At 70.6% G+C, this 19,997-nt stretch carries 19 protein-coding genes; 4 read left to right on the forward strand and 15 right to left on the reverse strand.

Going from position 1 to position 19,997, the window contains the following annotated elements:
* Positions 1-2 precede the first annotated feature (2 nt).
* Both INQ48_27470 and INQ48_27475 read left to right on the forward strand, forming a co-directional pair.
* A complete protein-coding gene (locus INQ48_27470) occupies positions 3-1,007 on the forward strand; it encodes a YhdH/YhfP family quinone oxidoreductase (GenBank protein ID QRF57014.1) in 1,005 nt (334 codons plus the stop codon).
* Positions 1,008-1,019: 12 nt separating this feature from the next.
* On the forward strand, positions 1,020-2,192 hold the full coding sequence (locus INQ48_27475; GenBank protein ID QRF57015.1) for a CoA transferase: 1,173 nt from the start codon (positions 1,020-1,022) through the stop codon (positions 2,190-2,192).
* Here the strand turns inward: INQ48_27475 and INQ48_27480 are convergent.
* The 10 genes from INQ48_27480 to INQ48_27525 all read right to left on the reverse strand — a co-directional run bounded on the left by INQ48_27480 (position 2,155) and on the right by INQ48_27525 (position 13,334).
* Entirely contained in the window at positions 2,155-2,859 is a 705-nt protein-coding gene (locus tag INQ48_27480; GenBank protein QRF57016.1) for an EthD family reductase, read from the reverse strand. The genes INQ48_27475 and INQ48_27480 overlap by 38 nt on opposite strands.
* Positions 2,856-4,040 carry an NADH:flavin oxidoreductase/NADH oxidase gene (locus INQ48_27485; protein ID QRF57017.1) on the reverse strand — a complete coding sequence of 395 codons (1,185 nt, stop codon included), beginning with the start codon at positions 4,038-4,040 and terminating at the stop codon, positions 2,856-2,858. Before INQ48_27485 ends, INQ48_27480 begins: the two co-directional genes overlap by 4 nt.
* A gap of 7 nt (positions 4,041-4,047) precedes the next feature.
* Positions 4,048-4,929, reverse strand: a complete 882-nt coding sequence (locus INQ48_27490; protein ID QRF60921.1) for a DMT family transporter — start codon at positions 4,927-4,929, stop codon at positions 4,048-4,050.
* A 43-nt stretch (positions 4,930-4,972) separates the two neighbouring features.
* Entirely contained in the window at positions 4,973-5,950 is a 978-nt protein-coding gene (locus tag INQ48_27495) for an MBL fold metallo-hydrolase (protein ID QRF57018.1), read from the reverse strand.
* A gap of 32 nt (positions 5,951-5,982) precedes the next feature.
* On the reverse strand, positions 5,983-6,693 hold the full coding sequence (locus INQ48_27500; protein ID QRF57019.1) for an ABC transporter ATP-binding protein: 711 nt from the start codon (positions 6,691-6,693) through the stop codon (positions 5,983-5,985).
* A 20-nt stretch (positions 6,694-6,713) separates the two neighbouring features.
* Positions 6,714-8,513 carry a branched-chain amino acid ABC transporter ATP-binding protein/permease gene (locus INQ48_27505; protein QRF57020.1) on the reverse strand — a complete coding sequence of 600 codons (1,800 nt, stop codon included), beginning with the start codon at positions 8,511-8,513 and terminating at the stop codon, positions 6,714-6,716.
* Complete coding sequence (locus INQ48_27510; GenBank protein QRF57021.1) at positions 8,510-9,433, reverse strand: branched-chain amino acid ABC transporter permease; 924 nt, start codon at positions 9,431-9,433, stop codon at positions 8,510-8,512. Before INQ48_27510 ends, INQ48_27505 begins: the two co-directional genes overlap by 4 nt.
* A gap of 69 nt (positions 9,434-9,502) precedes the next feature.
* On the reverse strand, positions 9,503-10,702 hold the full coding sequence (locus INQ48_27515) for an ABC transporter substrate-binding protein (GenBank protein QRF57022.1): 1,200 nt from the start codon (positions 10,700-10,702) through the stop codon (positions 9,503-9,505).
* 50 nt (positions 10,703-10,752) lie between these two features.
* Positions 10,753-11,529, reverse strand: a complete 777-nt coding sequence (locus tag INQ48_27520) for a glucose 1-dehydrogenase (GenBank protein ID QRF57023.1) — start codon at positions 11,527-11,529, stop codon at positions 10,753-10,755.
* Between the two features lie 47 nt (positions 11,530-11,576).
* Positions 11,577-13,334 (reverse strand): FAD-dependent oxidoreductase, encoded by a 1,758-nt coding sequence (locus INQ48_27525; GenBank protein QRF57024.1) that lies wholly within the window; start codon positions 13,332-13,334, stop codon positions 11,577-11,579.
* A 184-nt stretch (positions 13,335-13,518) separates the two neighbouring features.
* Here INQ48_27525 and INQ48_27530 point away from each other — a divergent pair, with 184 nt between their 5' ends.
* The gene (locus INQ48_27530; GenBank protein ID QRF57025.1) at positions 13,519-14,325 is read left to right on the forward strand and encodes an IclR family transcriptional regulator; all 807 of its coding nucleotides are present in this window, start codon (positions 13,519-13,521) and stop codon (positions 14,323-14,325) included.
* A gap of 576 nt (positions 14,326-14,901) precedes the next feature.
* Complete coding sequence (locus tag INQ48_27535; protein QRF57026.1) at positions 14,902-15,852, forward strand: universal stress protein; 951 nt, start codon at positions 14,902-14,904, stop codon at positions 15,850-15,852.
* An 8-nt stretch (positions 15,853-15,860) separates the two neighbouring features.
* Here INQ48_27535 and INQ48_27540 read toward each other — a convergent pair whose 3' ends face one another.
* From INQ48_27540 to ruvX, 5 genes are all read right to left on the reverse strand, one after another.
* Positions 15,861-16,607 (reverse strand): 1-acyl-sn-glycerol-3-phosphate acyltransferase, encoded by a 747-nt coding sequence (locus tag INQ48_27540; GenBank protein QRF57027.1) that lies wholly within the window; start codon positions 16,605-16,607, stop codon positions 15,861-15,863.
* A 54-nt stretch (positions 16,608-16,661) separates the two neighbouring features.
* Positions 16,662-17,945 carry a dihydroorotase gene (locus tag INQ48_27545; GenBank protein QRF57028.1) on the reverse strand — a complete coding sequence of 428 codons (1,284 nt, stop codon included), beginning with the start codon at positions 17,943-17,945 and terminating at the stop codon, positions 16,662-16,664.
* A 145-nt stretch (positions 17,946-18,090) separates the two neighbouring features.
* Positions 18,091-19,053 carry an aspartate carbamoyltransferase catalytic subunit gene (locus INQ48_27550; GenBank protein ID QRF57029.1) on the reverse strand — a complete coding sequence of 321 codons (963 nt, stop codon included), beginning with the start codon at positions 19,051-19,053 and terminating at the stop codon, positions 18,091-18,093.
* A gap of 3 nt (positions 19,054-19,056) precedes the next feature.
* Positions 19,057-19,563, reverse strand: a complete 507-nt coding sequence (pyrR, locus tag INQ48_27555) for a bifunctional pyr operon transcriptional regulator/uracil phosphoribosyltransferase PyrR (protein QRF57030.1) — start codon at positions 19,561-19,563, stop codon at positions 19,057-19,059.
* Entirely contained in the window at positions 19,560-19,994 is a 435-nt protein-coding gene (gene ruvX / locus INQ48_27560) for a Holliday junction resolvase RuvX (protein QRF60922.1), read from the reverse strand. Before ruvX ends, pyrR begins: the two co-directional genes overlap by 4 nt.
* Between the last annotated feature and the right edge of the window lie 3 nt (positions 19,995-19,997).

The following is a 19,997-nucleotide window of genomic DNA, read 5'->3' on the forward strand; positions in this document are numbered from 1 at the left end:
CCATGCCCATTCCCCAGACATTCGAAGCCCTTCGCACGCACCAGAGCGCCGAAGGCCAGGTCCAGAGCCGGCTCGAGACCCTGCGGCTCGACGACCTGTCGGCCGGCGAGGTCGTGGTGCGCACCCGCTATGCGGGCGTGAACTACAAGGACTGCCTCTCGCTGCACGGCCGCGCGAAGATCATCGCGTCGTATCCGCGCGTGGCGGGCATCGAGCTGGTCGGCGAGGTGCTCGCCTCATCGGTGCCTTCCTTCGAGCCCGGCCAGGACGTGCTCGTGCACGGCTTCCAGACCGGCATCGCATTCGACGGCGGCTTCTCCGCCTGCGTGCGCGTGCCCGCCGCGCATGTGCAGGCCGTGCCGCCGGGACTCACGCCGCACGAGGCGGCCGTCATCGGCGTGCCCGGCTTCACGGCCGCGATGGCGCTCGAGCGCTTCATCGAGCTCGGCATCGCCCCCGACACAGGCAGCGTGGCGATGAGCGGCGCGGGTGGCGCGGTCGGCCTGCTGGGCACGGCCATCCTCGCGCGCGCCGGCTACCGCGTGGCGGCGATCACGCGCCGCATGGCGCAGGAGGAGCGGCTGCGCGCCATCGGCGCGCACGAGGTGATCGATGCCGCCGTGCTCGACGCGCCGCAACGCCCGCTCGAGAAGCCGCGCTTCGCCGCCGCCATCGACAACGTCGGCGGGCCGATGCTGTCGTGGCTGCTGCGCTCGCTGGCCGACGGCGGCGCCGTGGCGTCGGTGGGCAATGCGGCGGGAAACACCTACGAGGGCAGCGTGCTGCCTTTCATCATGCGGCGCGCGCAGCTGTTCGGCATCGTGGCGAATGCGCCGCTCGCGCAGCGCAAGCGACTGTGGACGAAGCTCGCGGCCGAATGGAAACCCGACATGGCGAGTGTGCTGCCGCACGTGCAACACATACCGCTCGGAGCGCTGATGGAACACAGCGCGCGGCAGCTCGAGGGCGCGACCTCGGGCCGTGTGCTGGTCGATTTCGAGCGCTGAGGGAGCCCGGCCATGGGCCCCCTGCACGGTCTTCGCGTGCTGGAATTCGACGCCATCGGCCCCGTGCCCTGGGCCGCGATGATGCTCGCGGACATGGGTGCCGACGTGCTGCGCATCGCGCGGCCCGTGCCGGCCGGCATGGGCATCGCGCGCGACGCGCGGTACGAGACGGTGCTGCGCGGCCGGCGCGGCGTGACGGCCGACCTCAAGGACCCGGCCGCGCGCGACGCGGTGCTCGCGCTGGCGCGCAACGCGCACGTGCTGCTCGAAGGCCACCGCCCCGGCGTGATGGAGCGGCTGGGCCTCGGGCCCGAGGCTTGCCTCGCGGCATCGCCCGCGCTGGTCTACGGGCGCATGACGGGCTGGGGGCAGCACGGGCCGCTCGCGCGGGCCGTGGGCCACGACATCAACTACATCGGCCTCACGGGTGCGCTGCATGCCACCGGCACGGCCGACAGGCCGGTGCCGCCGCTCAATCTCGTCGGCGATTTCGGCGGCGGCGCGATGCTGCTGGCGCTCGGTGTCATGGCCGCCGTGCTGGAGGCGCGCACCAGCGGCCAGGGACAGGTCGTCGACGCGGCGATGGTCGACGGTTCGCTGCTGCTGATGGCGCCGATCCTGGGGCGCGTGGCCACGGGCGAATGGCTGGACCGGCGCGAGGCCAACCTGCTCGATGGCGGCGCCCCCTTCTACGGCGTGTACGAGACGAGCGACCGTCGGCACCTGGCGGTCGGCGCCATCGAGCCTGCGTTCTACGCCGCGCTGCTCGCGGGGCTGGGCCTGGCGCCCGATGCGCTGCCGCCGCAGCATGACCGCGCGGCCTGGCCCGAAACGCGGCGCCGGTTCGCCGCCCTCTTCGCCACGCGCACGCGCGATGCGTGGTGCGCGGTCTTCGACGGCACCGAGGCCTGCGTGACGCCCGTGCTGTCGCTCGGCGAAGTGCCGGGCCATGCGCACCACGTGGCGCGCGAGAGCTTCGTGCCGGTCGGCGGCGTGGACCAGCCCGCGCCGGCGCCGCGCTTCTCGCGCACCGCGAGCGTCGCGGGCCGCGCGCCGGCCGACGCGCGCGGCGGTGGCGACGAGGCCTTGCGCGACTGGGGTTTCGACCCCGGGGATCCGCGCCTGTCGGCCCTCGGCCGCACGGGCCTCACACCACCCGCCACTCCTCCACCACGAACGCCGTGATCTCCGCCAGAAAGCTCTTCGCATGCGCCATCGTGCGCTGCCCCTGCGCCGAACCGAAGGCGGCGTCCAGCGTGTCGGTGCTCTCGAACCACAGTTCGACGATGCCGTCGATCGGCAGGGTCTCGTAGCCGCAGGGCGTGCCCTTGTCGAACTCGCGCGCGGTCACGACGTTCTGGCGGTAGCCGCCCACGCCGGGCATCTGGCGCACGTGGTCGGCATGCACCTTCCACTCGCGGCGGAAGTCGTCCTCGGAGATGTCGGTGCGGCGGCGCAGTGTCGAGATGCGCTTGAGCAGGCGGTGCGGCTCGGCCGGCGGCGCGATGACGGTGCTCTGCGCGACGCTCACGATGTGCAGGCCGCCGAGGAAATGCCGCTCGTCCTCGCGGATGCGCGCGGCGAGCTCGCCGTCGGTGAAGGCGGCATTCGCCTGCGCCGCGGCATCGAAACCCAGTTGCGAGAAGCCGTCGAAGTCCCACGGGCCGCGCGCGAAGTCGATGCCGCGCTGCAGCCGGTCGGTGACGAGGTTCTGGCGATAGCCGCGCAAGGTGGGCAGTTGCGCGACCAGCGGGCCGTGGCTGTGGCGCCAGTGGTGGCGGAAGGCCTCGTCGGTCCAGTCGGGCTTCTTGCGGATCAGGCCCATGCGCAAAGGAATCGTGGCGTCGGTCATGGTGGGGGTGTCTCCTTGTCGTTGGATGCGGCGGCCGCCTCGGCCCGCGCGCGTGCGAGGCCCGGCGCGCGCTTGGCGAGCCACACGCCGTGGCGCACGGGCCAGCGCCGGTAGGCGGGGTCGACGCCGAGTTCGGCGGCGGCGTGGTGGGCCCAGTAGGGATCAAACAGCGCCTCGCGGCCGAGTGCGACCAGGTCGGCATCGCCGGCGGCGAGCACGGCCTCGGCCTGGCGCGCGTCGACGATCATTCCCACGGCCTGCGTGACCACGCCGGCCTCGCGCCGGATGCGTGCCGAGAACGGCACCTGGAAGCCCAGGCCGCGCGGCACGGGCAAGGCGCGCGTTTCCTCGGTGAGGCCGCCCGAGGAGCAGTCGATGACGTCGACGCCGCAGTCACCGAGCGCGCGCGACAGCGCCACCGAGTCGTCGAGGTTCCAGCCGTCGAGCGTGCCGTCGACCGCCGACAGCCGGCAGAACAGCGGCTTGTGTTCGGGCCAGGCGGCGCGCACGCGGCGCGCGATCTCGAGCGCGAGCGCCATGCGCTTCTCGCGGCTGCCGCCATAGGCATCGTCGCGCCGGTTGGCATTGGGCGAGAGGAAGCTCGCGACCAGGTAGCCGTGGCCGAAGTGCAGCTCGACCACGTCGAAGCCCGCCTCGTCGGCGCGCCGCGCGGCATCGACGAAGCGCTGCACCACGGCCTCGATCTCGTCGAGGCCGAGCGCGCGCGGCGCCGACCAGCCCGGGCCGGCCGCGAGCGCGCTCGGGCCCAGGCGCTCCCAGGGCTCCTCGTCGGCCGCCATGGTCTGCGCGCTCAAGGCCGCGCCGCCTTCCCACAGCGGCTCGCTGCCCGACTTGCGGCCCGCATGCGCGAGCTGCACGCCGATGGCGCCGCCCTGCGCGTGCACGAAGTCGACCACGGCCTTCAGCGGCGCGACCTGGCTGTCCTTCCACAGGCCGAGGTCGGCGGTGCCGATGCGCCCGCGCGGATCGACCGCCGTGCTCTCGGTGAGGATCAGCGCGGCGCCGCCGAGCGCGAACTTGCCCAGGTGCACCAGGTGCCAGGGCGTGGCATGCCCGCGCTCGGCCGCGTGCTGGCACATGGGCGAGATCACGACGCGGTTGGACAACTCGAGCCCGCGCAGGCGCAGCGGCTGGAACAGCAGGGGAAGCGGATCGGACATGGGTGACTCAGGAAGAAGGCTTGTTGGCCGGCCGCGTGCCGAGCCAGGTGCCGCCCATCACGGCGGCGAAGCCGAACAGGTGCCAGACGGTCAGCGTCTCGCCCAGCAGCAGCGCCGCGAAGCCGACGCCGAACACCGGCACCCAGTAGAGGAACACGGCGGTGCGCGCGATACCAATGACGGAGATCGAGCGGTTCCAGATCAGGTTGCCGGCCGCGGTCGCGGCCACGCCCGAGAACAGCACCAGCACCCACGGCCACGCGCCTGGAAAGAGCTGGGCCGCGCCCAGCGGCGAAGGCCCGAGCGCGGCATGCACGATCAGCATCGCGGTGCCGATCAGGTAGATGACCCAGCTCATCGACAGCGGATCGAGCTGCCGCGCGAGCCGCTGCACGCCGACGCCGCCGACCGCGAAGCTGATCACCGACAGCGCGAGCATCAGGTCGCCGAGGCCGGCATGCGAGAGCGTGGCGCCCGGATGGCTCAGCACCACGGCCACCACGCCCGCGAAGCCCAGCGCCACGCCGAGCAGGCGGCGCGGCGTGAGCGGCTCGCCGAACACCAGCGCGGCCATCAGCGCCGACACCAGCGGGCTCAGCGCCATGATCAGCGCGCCGTTGGTGGCGGTGGAGCGCTGCAGCCCGTGCGCGAACAGGATCTGGTTGGCGTACACCATGAGGAAGGCGCAGCCGGCCATCGCGGCCAGCTGGCGCGCGCCGAGCAGCGGCAGCCCGCCGCGCCGCCACAGCACGACGGCGCTGAGCGCGACGCAGGCCACCGCCATGCGCAGCGCCGCCAGCGGCAGTGCCTCGAAGGAGGCGGTGAGCGCCTTCACGGCCGAGACGTTGACGCCCCACAGCACCATGGCCAGCAGCATCCAGCCCTGCACCGAGGCCGGCGTGGCGACCGGCGCGGCCGCGCTGCGGTTCACCTCAGCTTTCCAGCGCGTTCCACATCTCGATGTCGCGCTCCGCGGTCCAGATGCGCGGATGCACGTGGCCCGTGGCCTCGTCGTAGGCGCGCGTCACGTCGAAGGGCATGCAGTGGTCGAAGATCACCCAGTGGCCGTAGGTCGGGCGCAGCGCGGCCACGGTCTCCTTGTAGATCACGTTGAGCGTCTTGCCCTGCGCCACGCCGTTGTTGACCAGCGTGTAGACGTCGGAGATGAAGGCGCGCGTGGAGGCGATGGCCTTGCGCACGTCGGTGGCGTTCTCGAGCGCGGCGCCGCGGCCCGGCACCAGCTTCTCGAAGCCGAAGCCGGCCAGGCGATCGAGCGTGGTGGGCCAGTCGCGGAAGTAGCAGTCGCCCGCGTAGGCGGTGCTTTGGTATTCGACCAGGTCGCCCGCGAAGCAGATCTTCTGGTCCTCGAGGTAGGCGATGGTGTCGCCCTTGGTGTGGCCGCGGCCGACCTGCGCGATCTTCACCTCGAGCTTCTTGCCGAGCCACACGCTCATGGTGCCGTCGAAGGTCATGGTGGGCCAGGTCAAGCCCGGCGGCACCGACTCGACGTTGCGGAACAGGCGCGGGAAGCGGCCGATCTCGCTGGCCTTGTCCTGCTCGCCGCGCTCGACGATCAGGTCGTAGGTGTCGCGGCTGGCGATGATCTGCTCGGCGCCTTCCTTGAAATAGGCCGAGGCGCCGAGCACGCGCACCGCGTGGTAGTGCGACAGCAGCACGTACTTGATCGGCAGCGGCGTGACCTCGCGGATGCGGCGGATCACGTCCTGCGCCATCGCGGGCGTGGCCTGGGTGTCGACCACCATCACGGCCTCGTCGCCGATGAAGATGCCGGTGTTCGGGTCGCCCTCGGCCGTGTAGGCATAGGCGTTCTCCGACAGGCGCGTGAACGAGACCTTCTTCTCCTCGAGGTCGGCCTGGCTGGCGAATTTCTTGGTGGCGGGTGCGGTCATTGGTTTTCCTTGCGAAGGGTTGGACGTTGGGGTCAGTGCGTGCCGAGGTAGGCCGACTTCACCTTGGGGTTGTCGAGCAGCTCGCGGCCGGAGCCCTCGAGGGTGATGCAGCCGGTCTCGAGCACGTAGGCGCGGTCGGCCACGCCGAGCGCCTGCTTGGCCATCTGCTCCACCAGCAGGATGGTGAGGCCCGAGCTGCGCAGCTGGCGGATGGCATCGAAGATGTCCTTGATGATCAGCGGCGCGAGGCCCAGCGAGGGCTCGTCGAGCAGCAGCAGCCGCGGATCGCTCATGAGCGCGCGTGCAATGGCCAGCATCTGCTGCTCGCCGCCCGACAGGGTGCCAGCGGGCTGGTGCTGGCGCTCCTTCAGGCGCGGGAAGCGCGCGAACTCGCGCTCGATGGCGTTGTCGACGAAGGCCTTGTCGGCGCGGCGCGAGTAGGCGCCGAGCATCAGGTTCTCGCGCACGGTCTGGTCAGGGAACACGCCGCGGCCCTCGGGCGACAGCGCCACGCCCAGGCCCACGCGCTGGTGTGGCGGCACCTGCGTGCAGTCCTTGCCGTCGATCAGCACGCGGCCCTGGGCCACGGGCTCGAGGCCGACGATGCTCTTGAGCAGGGTGCTCTTGCCGGCGCCGTTGGCGCCGATGATGGTGACGACCTCGCCCGCGCGCACTTCGAGGCTCACGCCCTTGACGGCCTCGATGGCGCCGTACGAGACCTTCACCGATTCGATCTTCAACATGATGGTGGGGGTCCTTTCGCTCAGGCGGGCTGCGGCTGCAGGCCGTGCGGCGCGTGATCGGCCGCGTCGTCGTCGACGCCCAGGTAGGCCTCGACCACGCGCGGATTGGCCTGCACCTCGGCCGGCCGGCCCTCGGCGATCTTGATGCCGTAGTCGAGCACGATGACGTGGTCCGAGATCGACATCACCAGGTCCATGTGGTGCTCGACCATCAGGATCGAGACGCCGCACTTGCCGATGCGCAGCAGCAGCTCGCCGAGCTCGGCGGTCTCCTGCGGATTGAGGCCGGCGGCCGGTTCGTCGAGCAGCAGCAGCTGCGGCTCGGTGGCCAGCGCGCGCGCCAGCTCCACGCGCCGCTGCAGGCCGTAGGGCAGGCTGCCCGCGGGCCAGTGCGCGAGGTGGCCGAGGCCGACCAGGTCGAGCAGTTGCAGCGCGCGCTCGCGCGTCTCGCGTTCCTGCTTGCCGGCCGTGGGCCAGGCCACGAGCGAGGACAGGAAGCCGTTGCTCATGCGGCTGTGCCGGCCCAGCATCACGTTGTCGAGCACCGAGAGCTCGGCGAACAGCCGCAGGTTCTGGAAGGTGCGGCCCATGCCGAGGCAGCAGATGGTGTGCGCGGGCCGGCCCACGATGTTCTCGCCGAGGAAGCGGATCGCGCCGGCGTCGGGCTGGATCACGCCCGTGAGCATGTTGATCATGGTGCTCTTGCCCGCGCCGTTGGGTCCGATCAGCGCATGGATGTGGCCGCGCTGCAGGCTGAACGACACGTCCTGCGCGGGCTTCACGCCGCCATAGGACTTGGTCACGCCCTGCACCACCAGCAGCTCGCCCTCGCCGCCCGGGCCGATCTGCCCCGGCACGCCCTGGCCGCCGGCGCCCTCGCCGCGGTGGCGCGAGCGGCTGACCCACTTGTCGACCAGCCCCACCACGCCGCCGGGCATCACGTAGAGCGCGAACAGCAGCAGGAAGCCGTAGAGGAAATGCTGCGCCGAGGGCCAGCGCGCGAGCAGCGCGTCGGTCAGCGTGAGCAGCACCGCGCCCACGATCGGTCCGTACATCGAGCCCGCGCCGCCGAACAGCACCAGCAGCAGGATGAAGATCGACAGGTGGAAGGTGATGAAGTCGGAGTTGATGTACTGGTTCTGCTGCGCCACCAGCGCGCCCGCGATGCCGCAGGTGACGGCCGCGACCACGAAGGCCATGACCTTGGCGCGGTAGACGCGCACGCCCACCGACGAGGAGGCGATCTCGTCGGCCTGCAGCGACAGCAGCGCGCGGCCGAAGCGGCCCTGCAGCAGGTTGCGCAGCAGCAGGTGCAGCGCGGCGCTCAGCACGATGCCCAGCACCACCCACTGCGTGGTGTCGAGCGGCGCGCCCTTCCAGGTCAGCGGGCGGATGCCGTAGATGCCCTGCGCGCCGCCGAACACCTCGGTCCATTCGCCCACCAGCTTCTCGACCACGATGCCGAAGGCCAGCGTGACCATCGCGAGGTAGGGGCCCTTCACGCGCAGCGAGGGCAGCGCGATCAGCACGCCGCACAGGCCCGAGATCACGGCCGCGAGCAGCAGCGCGAGCCAGGGGTCCATGTCGGTGCGCGAGGTCAAGAGCGCGACGCCGTAGGCGCCGGCCGCGAACAGGCCGGCCTGGCCCAGCGACTTCTGCCCCGCATAGCCCACCAGCACGTTCATGCCGGCCGCGCACAGGTAGTAGACGCACATCATGAAGGCGATGCGCAGGTAGTAGTCGTTGCCGAACAGCGAGACGATGCCGATCAGCGCCGCGGCGACTGCGACCACGGCCAGGGGATGGACCAGGCGCTTCATACCTTCTCCACCGCGCGGCTGCCGAACAGGCCCGTGGGCCGGAAGGCCAGCACCAGGATCACGAGCGCGAACACCGCCACCTCGCGCCACTGCGCCTGCCAGAGATTGACCATCGACTCGAGCACGCCGAGCAGGAAGCCGCCGATGACGCAGCCGCGCGGATTGCTGAGGCCGCCGATCATCGCGCCCGAGAAGCCCTTGAGGCCGACGGTGAGGCCCATGAACAGCGAGGCCTGCGCGATCGGCGCGAGCAGGAAGCCCGACAGGCCCGCCAGCGCCGAGCTGACGACGAAGGCGCCGATCATCATGGCGTTGGTGTTGATGCCCATGAGGCTGGCCACGTTGCCGTTCTGCGCCACCGCGCGCATGGCCTTGCCGACCATGGTGCGGTTCATCACGCGGTCGAAGCCGAACATCACGACCACGGCCACGCCCAGGGTCAGCAGTTCCTGCGGCCGCACGCCGACGCCGAACATGCGGATCACGGTGTCGCCCACGGGCGCGGGCACCACCACCGGCTTCGGGCCCCAGATCGCGAGCCCCACGCTCTGCAGGATCACGCCGAAGCCCAGCGTGCTCATCACCCAGGCCATGCCGGGGCGGCCCGCGAACGGACGCACGCCGAGCACGTAGAGCAGCCAGCCCAAGAGGCCCATCACGCCGAGCGCCGCCAGCAGCGCGAACAGCTGCGCGCCGGCGCCGGGCACGGCGTCGCCGAAGGTGGTGGAGGCCAGCGGCTTGCCCAGGACCAGGAACAGGGCGCTCATGCCGATGAAGGCGCCGGCCGAGACGAACTCGCCGTGCGAGAAGTTCAGCGTTTTGGTGGTCGTGAACGTGATGCTGAATCCCAGTGCCACCAGCGCATAGGCACCGCCGACGGCGAGCCCGCTGATGAGCGCCTGCAGGAGCGCTTCAACCATGTGTGTATCTCCGTTGCGAGGCGAAGCCGGGCACCGCGCGGGCGCGCCGGCCTCGCTTCCTTTTTGCTCTTACTGCTTGAAGTCGGCCGGGTTCAGGCCCTGGATCAGCGCGTCGCTGTAGGGCAGCAGCTTGCCGTCCTTCCAGCGGATCCAGACCAGGTCCTTGGCGGTCAGCGCCTCGTGGTTGGTCTTGCTGAAGGGCTTCTCGTAGGTCTTGAGCACGCCCTGCACCGGGGTCTTGAGGTCTTCCAGCGCGGCGCGCACGGCGGCGCCGTCGGTGCCGTTGGCCTGCTTCATCGCCTGCGCCAGCAGCAGCACCGAGTCGTAGCCATGCAGCGCGAACGAGAACGAACCCGGCGCCTTGAGCTTGCTGCCGATGCGGTCGAAGAGCTTCTGCTGCGCGGGCGTGCGGGTCTCGCTCACGGTGCGCATGAAGATCGGCTTCTCGGCCAGCGCCTTGCCGGCCGCGTCGTAGAAGGTGATGTTGTCGGCGGCCCAGGAGGTCAGCGTCAGCGGGAAGTAGTTGATTTTCTCCATGCTGCGCACCAGCTGCGCGATCGGCGTGCCCTGCGCCCACACCACCACGGTGTCGACGTTGGCGGCCTTCATCTTCGACAGCTGCGAGGTCATGTCGGTGTCGCCGACGCCGAAGCGCTCGGTGGCCGCGATCTTGATGTCCTGCAGCTTGGCGATCTCCTCCATGTCCTTGAGGCCGCCCTGGCCGTAGCCGGTGGTCTCGGCCATCAGGCCCACCACCTTCGAGGCGGCGGTGTTCTTCTTCACGTAGGCCATCAGCGCCGCGACCTGCTCGCGGTCGACCATCGAGACGCGGAACATGTAGTTGTCGGCGCCCGCGCTCATCGGCTTGGTGATGTCGGTGCCCGAGCCCACGTTGCCCAGCACCGGGATCTTCTTCTGGTTGGCGATGTGCTTCCAGGCCATGGCGTTGCCCGAGTTGGTGGGGCCGAACACCGCCGCCACCTTCTCGTTGTCGATCAGGTCGCTCATGTTCTGGATCGACTTGGGCGGCGCCGACACGTCGTCGCGCGTGACCAGCGTGAACTTGCGGCCGAGCACGCCGCCGGCGGCGTTGAGGTCGGCGATCGCGGCTTCCATGCCGAGCACCGCGGCCTGGCCGCTCTGCGCCGAGGGCGAGGCCGAGAGGTCGCCGTTGTAGCCGAGCTTGATGTCCTGCGCCGAAGCACCGGCGGCGAATGCCGCGAGGGCGGCGGTCGCGAGCAGCGTCTTGTAGACACGGAAGATTCTCATTTTGTCTCCTGGAGGTTGACGGTCGAAAAAGCGAAAAGGCGAAGGAAGGCTCAGACCGCGAGGAAGCCGCCGTCCACCGGCAGCGTGATGCCGGTGACGTAGCGCGACATGTCGCTCGCGAGGAAGATCACCGGGCCCACGAGGTCCTCGGTCTGGCCGACGCGGCCCATCGGGATGCGCGTCATGAAGGATTCGAGGCGCTGCGGGTTCTCGCGCGTGGCGGCGGTCATCGGCGTCTCGATCACGCCGGGCGCGAGCGCGTTAACGCGCACGCCGAAGGGCGCGAGCTCCTGCGCGAGCGACTGGGTGAACATCTTGATCGCGCCCTTCGAGGGCGAGTAGCCGAGGCTCGCGCCCTGCCCCGCGTAGGCGGCGATCGAGGCGATGTTGATCACCGCGCCCCTGGTGGACTTGATCGCGCCGAGCCAGGCGTGGGTGACGTTGAAGGTGCCGTGCACGTTGACGTCGAGCGTCTTCTTCCAGTTGGCCGCGGCGTTGGGGCTGGCCGTGCCTTCGCGGATGATGATGCCGGCGTTGTTCACCAGCAGGTCGATGGCGCCGATCTCGTCGCCCACGCGCACCGCCAGCGCATGGCAGGCCTCGGGCGAGGTCACGTCGAGCACGAAGGACCAGGCCTGGCCGCCTTCGTCGCGCACCAGCTGCGCGGTCTCGCTCACGGTGGCCTCGTTCATGTCGGTGACGACGACGCGCGCGCCGGCCTGCGCCAGACCCAGCGCGAGCGCGCGGCCGTTGCCCTGGCCGGCGCCGGTGATCAGCGCGAGGCGGCCTTCGAGCAGGCGCGGCGCGACGTGGGGAGGAAAGGCCATCGGGAAGGTTCCTTCTGTGATGAATGCGTGGTTGAAGGGAAGCGGACTCAGGCGGTGCGGCGCACGGGCACGGCCTCGCGCTGCTCGACCTGCAGCGTGGCGGCGACCGTGGCGCCCTGCGCCACCTGCAGCCCCGCGACGTAGCCGAAGGTCAGCGCCGGGCCGAGCGTGATGCCGGCGCCCGGGTAGTTGCCGCCCATCACGCTGGCCGCGTCGTTGCCGACCGCGTAGAGGCCCTTGATCGGCTGGCGGTTGGCGTCGAGCACGCGGGTCTTCTCGTCGACCACCAGGCCGGCGAAGGTGCCGATGTCTCCGACCACGAGCTTGATCGCGTAGTAGGGGCCGTGCTCCAGCGGCGCGACGCAGGGGTTGGGCGTGACATTGGCGTCGCCCTGGTAGCGGTTGTAGGCCTTGCTGCCCTTGCCGAACAGCGGGTCGTCGCCGGTGCGCGCGCCGTCGTTGAATTCCTTCACCGTGGCCTCGAGCACCGCGGGCGCGATGCCGATCTGCTGCGCGAGCTCGCCGATGCTGGCGCCGTGCTTGAGGTAGCCGCTCTTCAGATGCCGGCCGATCGGCAGCGGCGCCGGTGCCACGCAGCCCAGGCCGTAGTCGCGCAGTGCCTTGTGGTCGCACAGCAGCCAGGCCGTGACCTCGGGCTCGCCGGCGCAGGCCTTGACCATCGCCTGCACGAAGTCGTGGTACGAGTTGCCCTCGTTGGCGAAGCGCTTGCCCTTGGGCGTGACCGCGATCACGCCGGGCTTGGCGCGGTCGATGAAGTGCGGCATCACGCCATTCGTGCCGTCGGGCCGCGTGGTGACCGAGGCCGGCACCCAGGCCGCGGCATGCGGGATGGTGCCGTCGACGCGGCCGCCGACCGCCTCGGCCAGCCGCAGGCCGTCGCCGGTGTTGGTCGAGGGCGAAGGCGAGTAGTGCTCCTTGCCGGTGGGCGCATGCGGGAACAGCTGCTTGCGCCGCTCCACGTCGTAGGGGAAGCCGCCGCAGGCCAGCACCACGCCGCGCTTGGCGACCACGCGCACCGATTGGCCTTCGTGCTGCACCACCGCGCCCGAGACGCCGTCGTACTCGACCACAAGCTTCTTCACGGGCGAGGAGAGCCACACGGGAATGTTCTGGTCCATCGCGGCCTTGGCGAGCCGGCCCGCGAGAGCGTTGCCGTTGGTCAGGGTCATGCCGCGGCCATGGCGCAGCACGTCGAGGAAGTGCCGGCTCAGCCGCTTGGTCACGTACCAGAACGAGGTCGGCGACTTGAAGGCCCGCATGAAGTGTTTGATCTCGGGGCCCGAGCCCAACATCATCCCGAACACCGTGAGCTCGGGCAGCGGCGGCGCGAGCTGCTTGATGCGCGGACCGAGCTCGCGGCCGTCGAAGGGGCGCGTGACCATCGAGCGCCCGCCGGGCTGGCCGCCGGGCGCCTCGGCGTGGTAGTCGGGGAACACCGGCGGCATGTCGAACTGCACGCAGGTGTTGCGCGTGAAGAAGTCGATCGCCTTCGGGCCCATCTCGAGGAAAGCGCTCACGCGCGCCGCGTCGAAGTGGGTGGTGGTCTCGTGCTTCATGTAGTCGAGCGCGGCGCCGGCCGGCTCGTGGATGCCCTGCTCCGTGGCCAGGCGCGTGCCCGGGATCCACAGCCAGCCGCCCGAGCGCGCGGTGGTGCCGCCGAAGCGCGGCTCCTTCTCGACCACCAGCACCTTCAAACCCTGCGACGCCGCGGTGATCGCGGTCGCCATGCCCGAGGCGCCGCTGCCGACGACGAGCACATCGCATTCCAACGTGTTCTGTTCCATCTCTGCCTGTTGCCTTGTTTCTGTAGGACTTAAGTTGCGGCGAAGTTTAGGCAGCGACATTGATATGGTCAAGTCGTTTAGTTACTATCAGATGATCAGTCATCGTCGATTGATCACGACAATATCAGTAGAAACCCTGATGGCTATACTCGCCCCCACTCTCAACCCCCACGCCGGGCGCCCCATGGAAAAGCCGAGACGTGGCATCCAATCCGTCGAAATAGGAACCCAGTTGCTCGTCGCCCTCGGGCGGCATGTCGCGCCCATGGCCTTGCGCGACCTCGGCAAGGCCGCCGGCGTGCCGGTGGGCAAGGCCCATCCCTACCTGGTGAGCTTTCTCAAGGTCGGCTTCGTGGTGCAGGACAGCGCGGGCCGCTACGAGCTGGGCCCGCTGGCGCTGCAGCTCGGGCTGGCCAAGCTGCAGCGGCTCGACCCGATCAAGGAGGCCTCGCCGCTGATCGAGGCGCTGGCCTCGGAAACCGAGCAGAGCATCGCGGTCGCCGTCTGGGGCAACTTCGGACCGACTGTGGTGCGGCTCGAGGAACCGATCCATCCGCTGCACGTGAACCTGCGCACCGGCACCGTGATGTCGCTGGCCTACACGGCCACGGGCCGGCTGTTCGCGGCCTACCTGCCGCCCAAGGTGGTCGAGAAGATGATGGTGGACGACCTCGCGCGCCTGCGCGGCCCGGCCGGCGGCCGCGGCACCGAGGAGCTGTCGCAGTCGCAGCTCGAGGCGCTGCTGGTGGAGACGCGCATGCACGGCATGTCGCGCACCCTGGGCCAGCCGATCCCTGGCATCGACGCCTTCTGCGCGCCAGTGTTCGACTCGACCCACAACATCGTGCTGGGCATCACCGCGATGGGCCCCGAGGCCACCTTCGACAGCGACTGGGAAGGCCGCGTGGCGGTGCCGCTGCGCGCCTGCGCGCTCGAGATCTCGCGCCGGCTCGGCTACGTGCCGCCCGAGGCGCCCGCCTCGCGCGGCTGAAGATGTAGGCACCTGCCCACGCACGGTGCATCGGTTCTCTTGCAAGGCGCGGCCCTCGCCGCGTGTGAATCTGCAAGTCATTCACTACACAGGAGAACCTTCATGAAAAGCCTCATCCTCTGGGCCTGCGGCGTGCCGATCACCGTGATCATCGGCCTCAAGATCTTCGGGATCCTCTGAGCCCGACGCGCCCCCTTTCCGTTTGCTCTTCCTCTACTCCTCCGGTGCCTCGCGCACCGATGCGCGTCCCTCGGGGCGCGCTTTTTTTTTGGCGTGCCCCGCGTCGCTTCAATCCGGCAAGGCGCGTGCGGTTACTGAGCAGGCTCGGGCCGCATCCGGCCTAGACTGCGCCGCATGCATGCCCACTCGTCGCTCCACGCCGCGCCGCACAGCTTCGGCGCCTGCATGCCGGCGTGCGCATGGATGACGGCAGCGACCCCGCCAACGCTCGCACATTCCTGAGCCCGGCGGTCCGCCTCCTTCCCTTCACCTTCAACGCAAACCATCGACCGCCGGGCCCCCGCCCTGCGTGACTGCGCCCCCGTCATCGAGGGGCGCGTTCGAATGGAGTGCGTCATGCATCACCCCCAGGTTCAGCGGGAGCACGTGCGTCCCGACGGCGACGCCGCAGCCGGCACGCCTTTTCTTCAATCCATCCTCGCTCTCACCGATCTGTCGGCGCGCGGCCAGCACGCGGTCGAGCGCGCCGCGCGGCTCGCGGCGGACCATGGCGCGCTGCTCAAGCTCATGTACGCGCCCGCAAACCTCGAACCGCTCGCGCATGCCGAGGCGGCCACCGGACTCGCGGGGCTGGCCCGCGCCCTGAGCGCGCGCTTCGGCGTGCTGGTCAAGCAGGTGGCGGTATCGAGCGGCGGCCTCGCGCAGGTCGTGGACGAGGCGCGCCACGCCGACCTCGTGGTGCTGCGGCACGAACGCGACCGGTCGCCCGGCGCCTTCTTCACGGGCCAGCCCGTGGAGCGCCTGCTGCGGCGGCTGCGCTGCCCGGTGCTCGTGACGCGGCTGGCCGCGCGGCCGCGCTACGGCCGCATCCTGGTGGCCGTGGACTTCACGCCCGCATCGCACGAACTCGTGAGCATCGCCCATGGCCTCGACGCCCACGCATCGCTGGAGCTGTTCCACGCGCTCAACGCGATGCACGAAAGCAAGCTGCGCTACGCCGATGTCTCGGACCACGCCATCAGGACCTACCGCCACGACTGCCAGCGGCGGGCGCGCGAGCGGCTGTTTTCGCTGACCGATTCATCGAGCGCGCGGCGCAACCGCGTGCTGTCGACCCTCGGTCGCGGCGACCCGGCGCGGCAGGCCACGGTGCAGCAGCAGCATGCGCGCGCGGAACTGCTCGTGGTCGGCAAGCGGCGGGCCCATCCGCTCGCCGATTTCTTCGTCGGCAGCGTGGCGCAGCGCGTGCTGTGCTGGGCCACGGGCGACGTGCTGGTGGTTCCGACCGATCGGCGCGACGAGGCTGCCGCGGTCGCCATGCCGCGCAAGCTGCAGGCGCTTCGCTGAAGACCCGCTCAGTGCGTGTCGCGGCGCAACTGCTGCACGTCCTCGTGCAAGGTCTGCGCCCAGGTCCGGCGCTCGCGGCTGTACGAGGACTGCGGCTCGCCGAAGCGCACGATGGCCAGCAGCGGCGGCGCGCGCAGCGTGTTCCACAGCGAGGTGGCGAGGTTGTCGTCGTCGATGTAGCGCGGCGCCTGGCTGGTCTCGCCGGTGGCGGCATCGGCGAAGCGCAGCGCGGCCGGCACCACGGGCGCGCCCGAGGAGATCGCGGCCTGCAGCAGGTTGGCGTGGAACGGCAGCAGGCCGCGGCCGTCGCTGGTGGTGCCCTCGGGGAACACCGCGATCATGTCGCCGTTGCGCAGCGCGTCGGTCATGTGGTGCACCACGCGCAGCGCGTCGCGGCGGCGTTCGCGCTCGATGTAGAGCGTGCCCGCGCCGCTCGAGAGCGTGCCGATCAGCGGCCAGTGCTTGACGTCGGACTTCGACACGAAGCGCACGTGGCGCGCCGCGTGGATCACCGTGATGTCGAGCCACGAGAGGTGGTTGCAGATCAGGAGCACCGGCCCGTGCGCGGGCGGCGTGCCCTGCACGCGCAGGGTGATGCCCATGATCTCGAGCATGCGCGCGGCCCAGGCCTGCACGCGCGCGTTGCGCTCGGCCTGGTCGAGGCCCGGGAAGGTGAAGCGGATGGTCCACCAGCCGCCGACCGCATGCGCGATCGCGTGCAGCAGACGGCGCAGTGCCTTGAGTGAATGCAGCATCGGCCCGACCGCCTTCTTCCTGTTGTTGTCGTCGTCGTCGCGCGCCGGAACGCGTCAGCCGTGCACCACGCGCCCGGCCACGAGCGTGTGGCGCGCGCGGCCCTGCATCGGATAGCTGGCGAACGGCGTGTACTTGCCCTGGCTGCGCAGCGCCTCGGGCGTGACCTGCCATTCGAGCGCCGGATCGAAGACGCACAGGTCGGCCGGACCGCCGACGGCGAGGCGGCCGATGCCGGCGCAGGCTTCGGTCGCGGGCAGCAGCCGCGCGGGCGCGCTGGTGATGGTCTCGAGCGCGCGCGCGAGGCCCGCGCCGCTGCGCTCGCCCCATTGCAGCGCCAGCGGCAGCAGCAGCTCGAGGCCGGTGGCGCCGGGCTCGCTCTCGGCGAACGGCAGGTTCTTGGCATCGGCCTCGACCGGCGTGTGGTCGGACACCAGCGCGTCGATGGTGCCGTCGGCCAGCGCGGCCGAGAGCGCGTCGCGGTCGCCCTGCTGGCGCAGCGGCGGGCTCAGGCGCGCGCGGCTGTCGAAGTAGCCGATGTCGGTGTCGGCCAGGTGCAGCGAATTGATGCTGACGTCGCAGCTCAGCGGCAGGCCCTCGGCCTTGGCGGCGCGCACCAGCGCGAGCCCGGCGGCGCTCGAGAGGCGGCACAGGTGCACGCGCGCCTTGGTGCTGCGCATCAGCTCGACGATGGTGAAGATGGCGATGGTCTCGGCCGCCACCGGCACGCCGGCGAGGCCGAGCCGGGTGGCGAGCGGGCCGCTGGCGGCCACGCCCTTGCCGAGGTCGCGGTCCTGCGGGCGCAGCCACACGGTGTAGCCGAAGGTGCTCGCGTAGAGCATGGCGCGCTGCAGCACCTGGGTGTCGGCCAGCGGCACGTCGGCTTGGCTGAAGCCGACGCAGCCGCGCTCGGTGAGCTCGGCCATCTCGGTCAGCACGCCGCCGGCCAGGCCGCGCGTGAGCGCGCCGAGCGGGAACAGGCGCGCGCCCGGCAGCTTGCCGGCGCGGAAGGTCAGCATCTCGACCAGGCCGGGCTCGTCGAGCACGGGGTCGGTGTCGGGCGGGCACACCAGGCTGGTGACGCCGCCGGCCACGGCCGCGGCCATCTCGCTGCCGAGCATGCCTTCGTGCTCGTAGCCGGGCTCGCGCAGCCGCGCGGCGAGGTCGACCAGGCCGGGCGCGACGATGCAGCCCGTGGCGTCGATGGTGCGCTCGGCGGTGAAGCCCGCGGGGATGGCGCCGATGCCGGCGATCTTGCCGTCGGCGATGGCGATGTCGGCTTGTTGGTCGACGCCCGACGCGGGGTCAACGACGCGGCCGTGAGTGACGAGGATGTTCATGGGACAGGCTGGAAAGCGGGTTGACCGGACGCGGAGGACGCGAAGGTTTCGCGAAGGACGCGAAAGAATTCAAGAGAAATTTCTGGTTTTCCTTTTGCGAACTTCGCGAAACCTTCGCGTCCTTCGCGTACGGATGTCCGATTGCTCATGCTTCGTTACCGGCCACGATGCTCATGACCGCCATCCGCACGGCGATGCCGAAGGTGACCTGCGGGAGGATGACGCTCTGGCGGCCGTCGACCACGGCCGAGTCGATCTCGACGCCGCGGTTGATCGGGCCCGGGTGCATCACGATGGCGTCGGGCTTCGCGAGCTGCAGCTTCTCGGGCGTGAGGCCGTAGGTCTTGAAGAACTCCTGCGACGAGGGCAGCAGCGCGCCGCTCATGCGCTCGTTCTGCAGCCGCAGCATGATGACCACGTCGCAGTCCTTGATGCCTTCCTCGAGCGTGTGGCACACGCGCACGCCCATGCCGACCATGTCGCCGGGCACCAGGGTCTTGGGGCCGACCACGCGCACCTCGGCGCAGCCCAGCGTGGTGAGCGCATGGATGTCGGAGCGCGCCACGCGCGAATGCAGCACGTCGCCGACGATCGCCACCGTGAGGTTGGCGAAGTCCTTCTTGTAGTGGCGAATGGTGTACATGTCGAGCAGCCCCTGCGTCGGGTGCGCGTGGCGGCCGTCGCCGGCATTCACCACGTGCACGTGCGGCGCGACGTGCTGCGCGATCAGGTAGGGCGCGCCCGACTCGCTGTGGCGCACCACGAACAGGTCGGCCGCCATCGCGCTCAGGTTGGCGATGGTGTCGAGCAGCGACTCGCCCTTGCTCGCCGAGGAACGCGCGATGTCGAGGTTGATGACGTCGGCCGACAGCCGCTTGGCGGCGATCTCGAAGGTGGTGCGGGTGCGGGTGCTGTTCTCGAAGAACAGGTTGAACACGCTCTTGCCGCGCAACAGCGGCACCTTCTTCACCTCGCGGTCGCTCACGCTCGTGAAGTTGGCGGCGGTGTCGAGGATGTGGGTGAGGATGTCCTTGGGCAGGCCCTCGATCGACAGCAGGTGGATGAGCTCGCCGTTCTTGTTGAGCTGGGGATTGCGCTTGTAGAGCATGGCTTACTTGCTTTCCTCGACCTGGAGGCTGAAGGCGCCGTCGTCCGCGCGCGCCAGCGCCAGCGACTGCGAATGGGGCAGCGCGAGCGTGGTGGCGGCGAAGTCGGCCGCCACCGGCAGCTCGCGCCCGCCGCGGTCGACCAGCACCGCCAGCCGCACGCAGCCCGGACGGCCGAAGTCGAACAGCTCGTTGAGCACGGCGCGGATGGTGCGGCCGGTGTAGAGCACGTCGTCGAGCAGCAGCACGTCGGCGCCGTTGACGTCGAAAGGCAGCGCGGTCTGCGCGCTGGCCGAGAGGCCGCGGCGCGCGAAGTCGTCGCGGTGCATGGCCGAGGAGATCACGCCGGGCGCGCCGGCCAGGCCCAGGTCCTTCTGCAGCCGCTCGACCAGCCAGGCGCCGCCCGAGGTGATTCCCACCAGCCGGGTGTCGGGGCGCAGCAGCGCGCGGACGCCGGCCAGCAGTTGCGTGTAGAGCGCCTCGGCGTCGGGAATGGCGGGGGTGGAACTCACGGAAGACTCCTCAAGAATTGCTCCAGGATGATGCAGGCCGAGGCGGCATCGGCATCGCGCGCGCCCTGGGAGAGCGCCTCGGTGGTGCTGTAGCGCTCGTCGACCTCGAACACCTGCAGGTTGAAACGGCCGCGCAGCTGGCGCGCGAACTTCTGCGCGCGCCGGGTGTTCTCGTGCGCGGCGCCGTCGGGATGGAAGGGCACGCCCACCACCAGCGCATCGGGCTGCCACTCGCGGATGCGCGCCTCGACCTGCGCGAAGCGGGCATCGGCGCCTTCGGCCTTGATGGTGGCCTGCGGCGTGGCGCCGCGCAGCAGCCGGTTGCCGCTCGCCACGCCGGTGCGCTTCTGGCCGAAATCGAAGGCCAGGAAGCTCTGGAAATGGGCGGGAACGGGAGGGGGAACGGGGCTGGAAGCTGGCGCGTCGGGCATGGC

The sequence above is a fragment of the Variovorax paradoxus genome, assembly GCA_016806145.1.
Taxonomy (GTDB): Bacteria; Pseudomonadota; Gammaproteobacteria; order Burkholderiales; family Burkholderiaceae_C; genus Variovorax.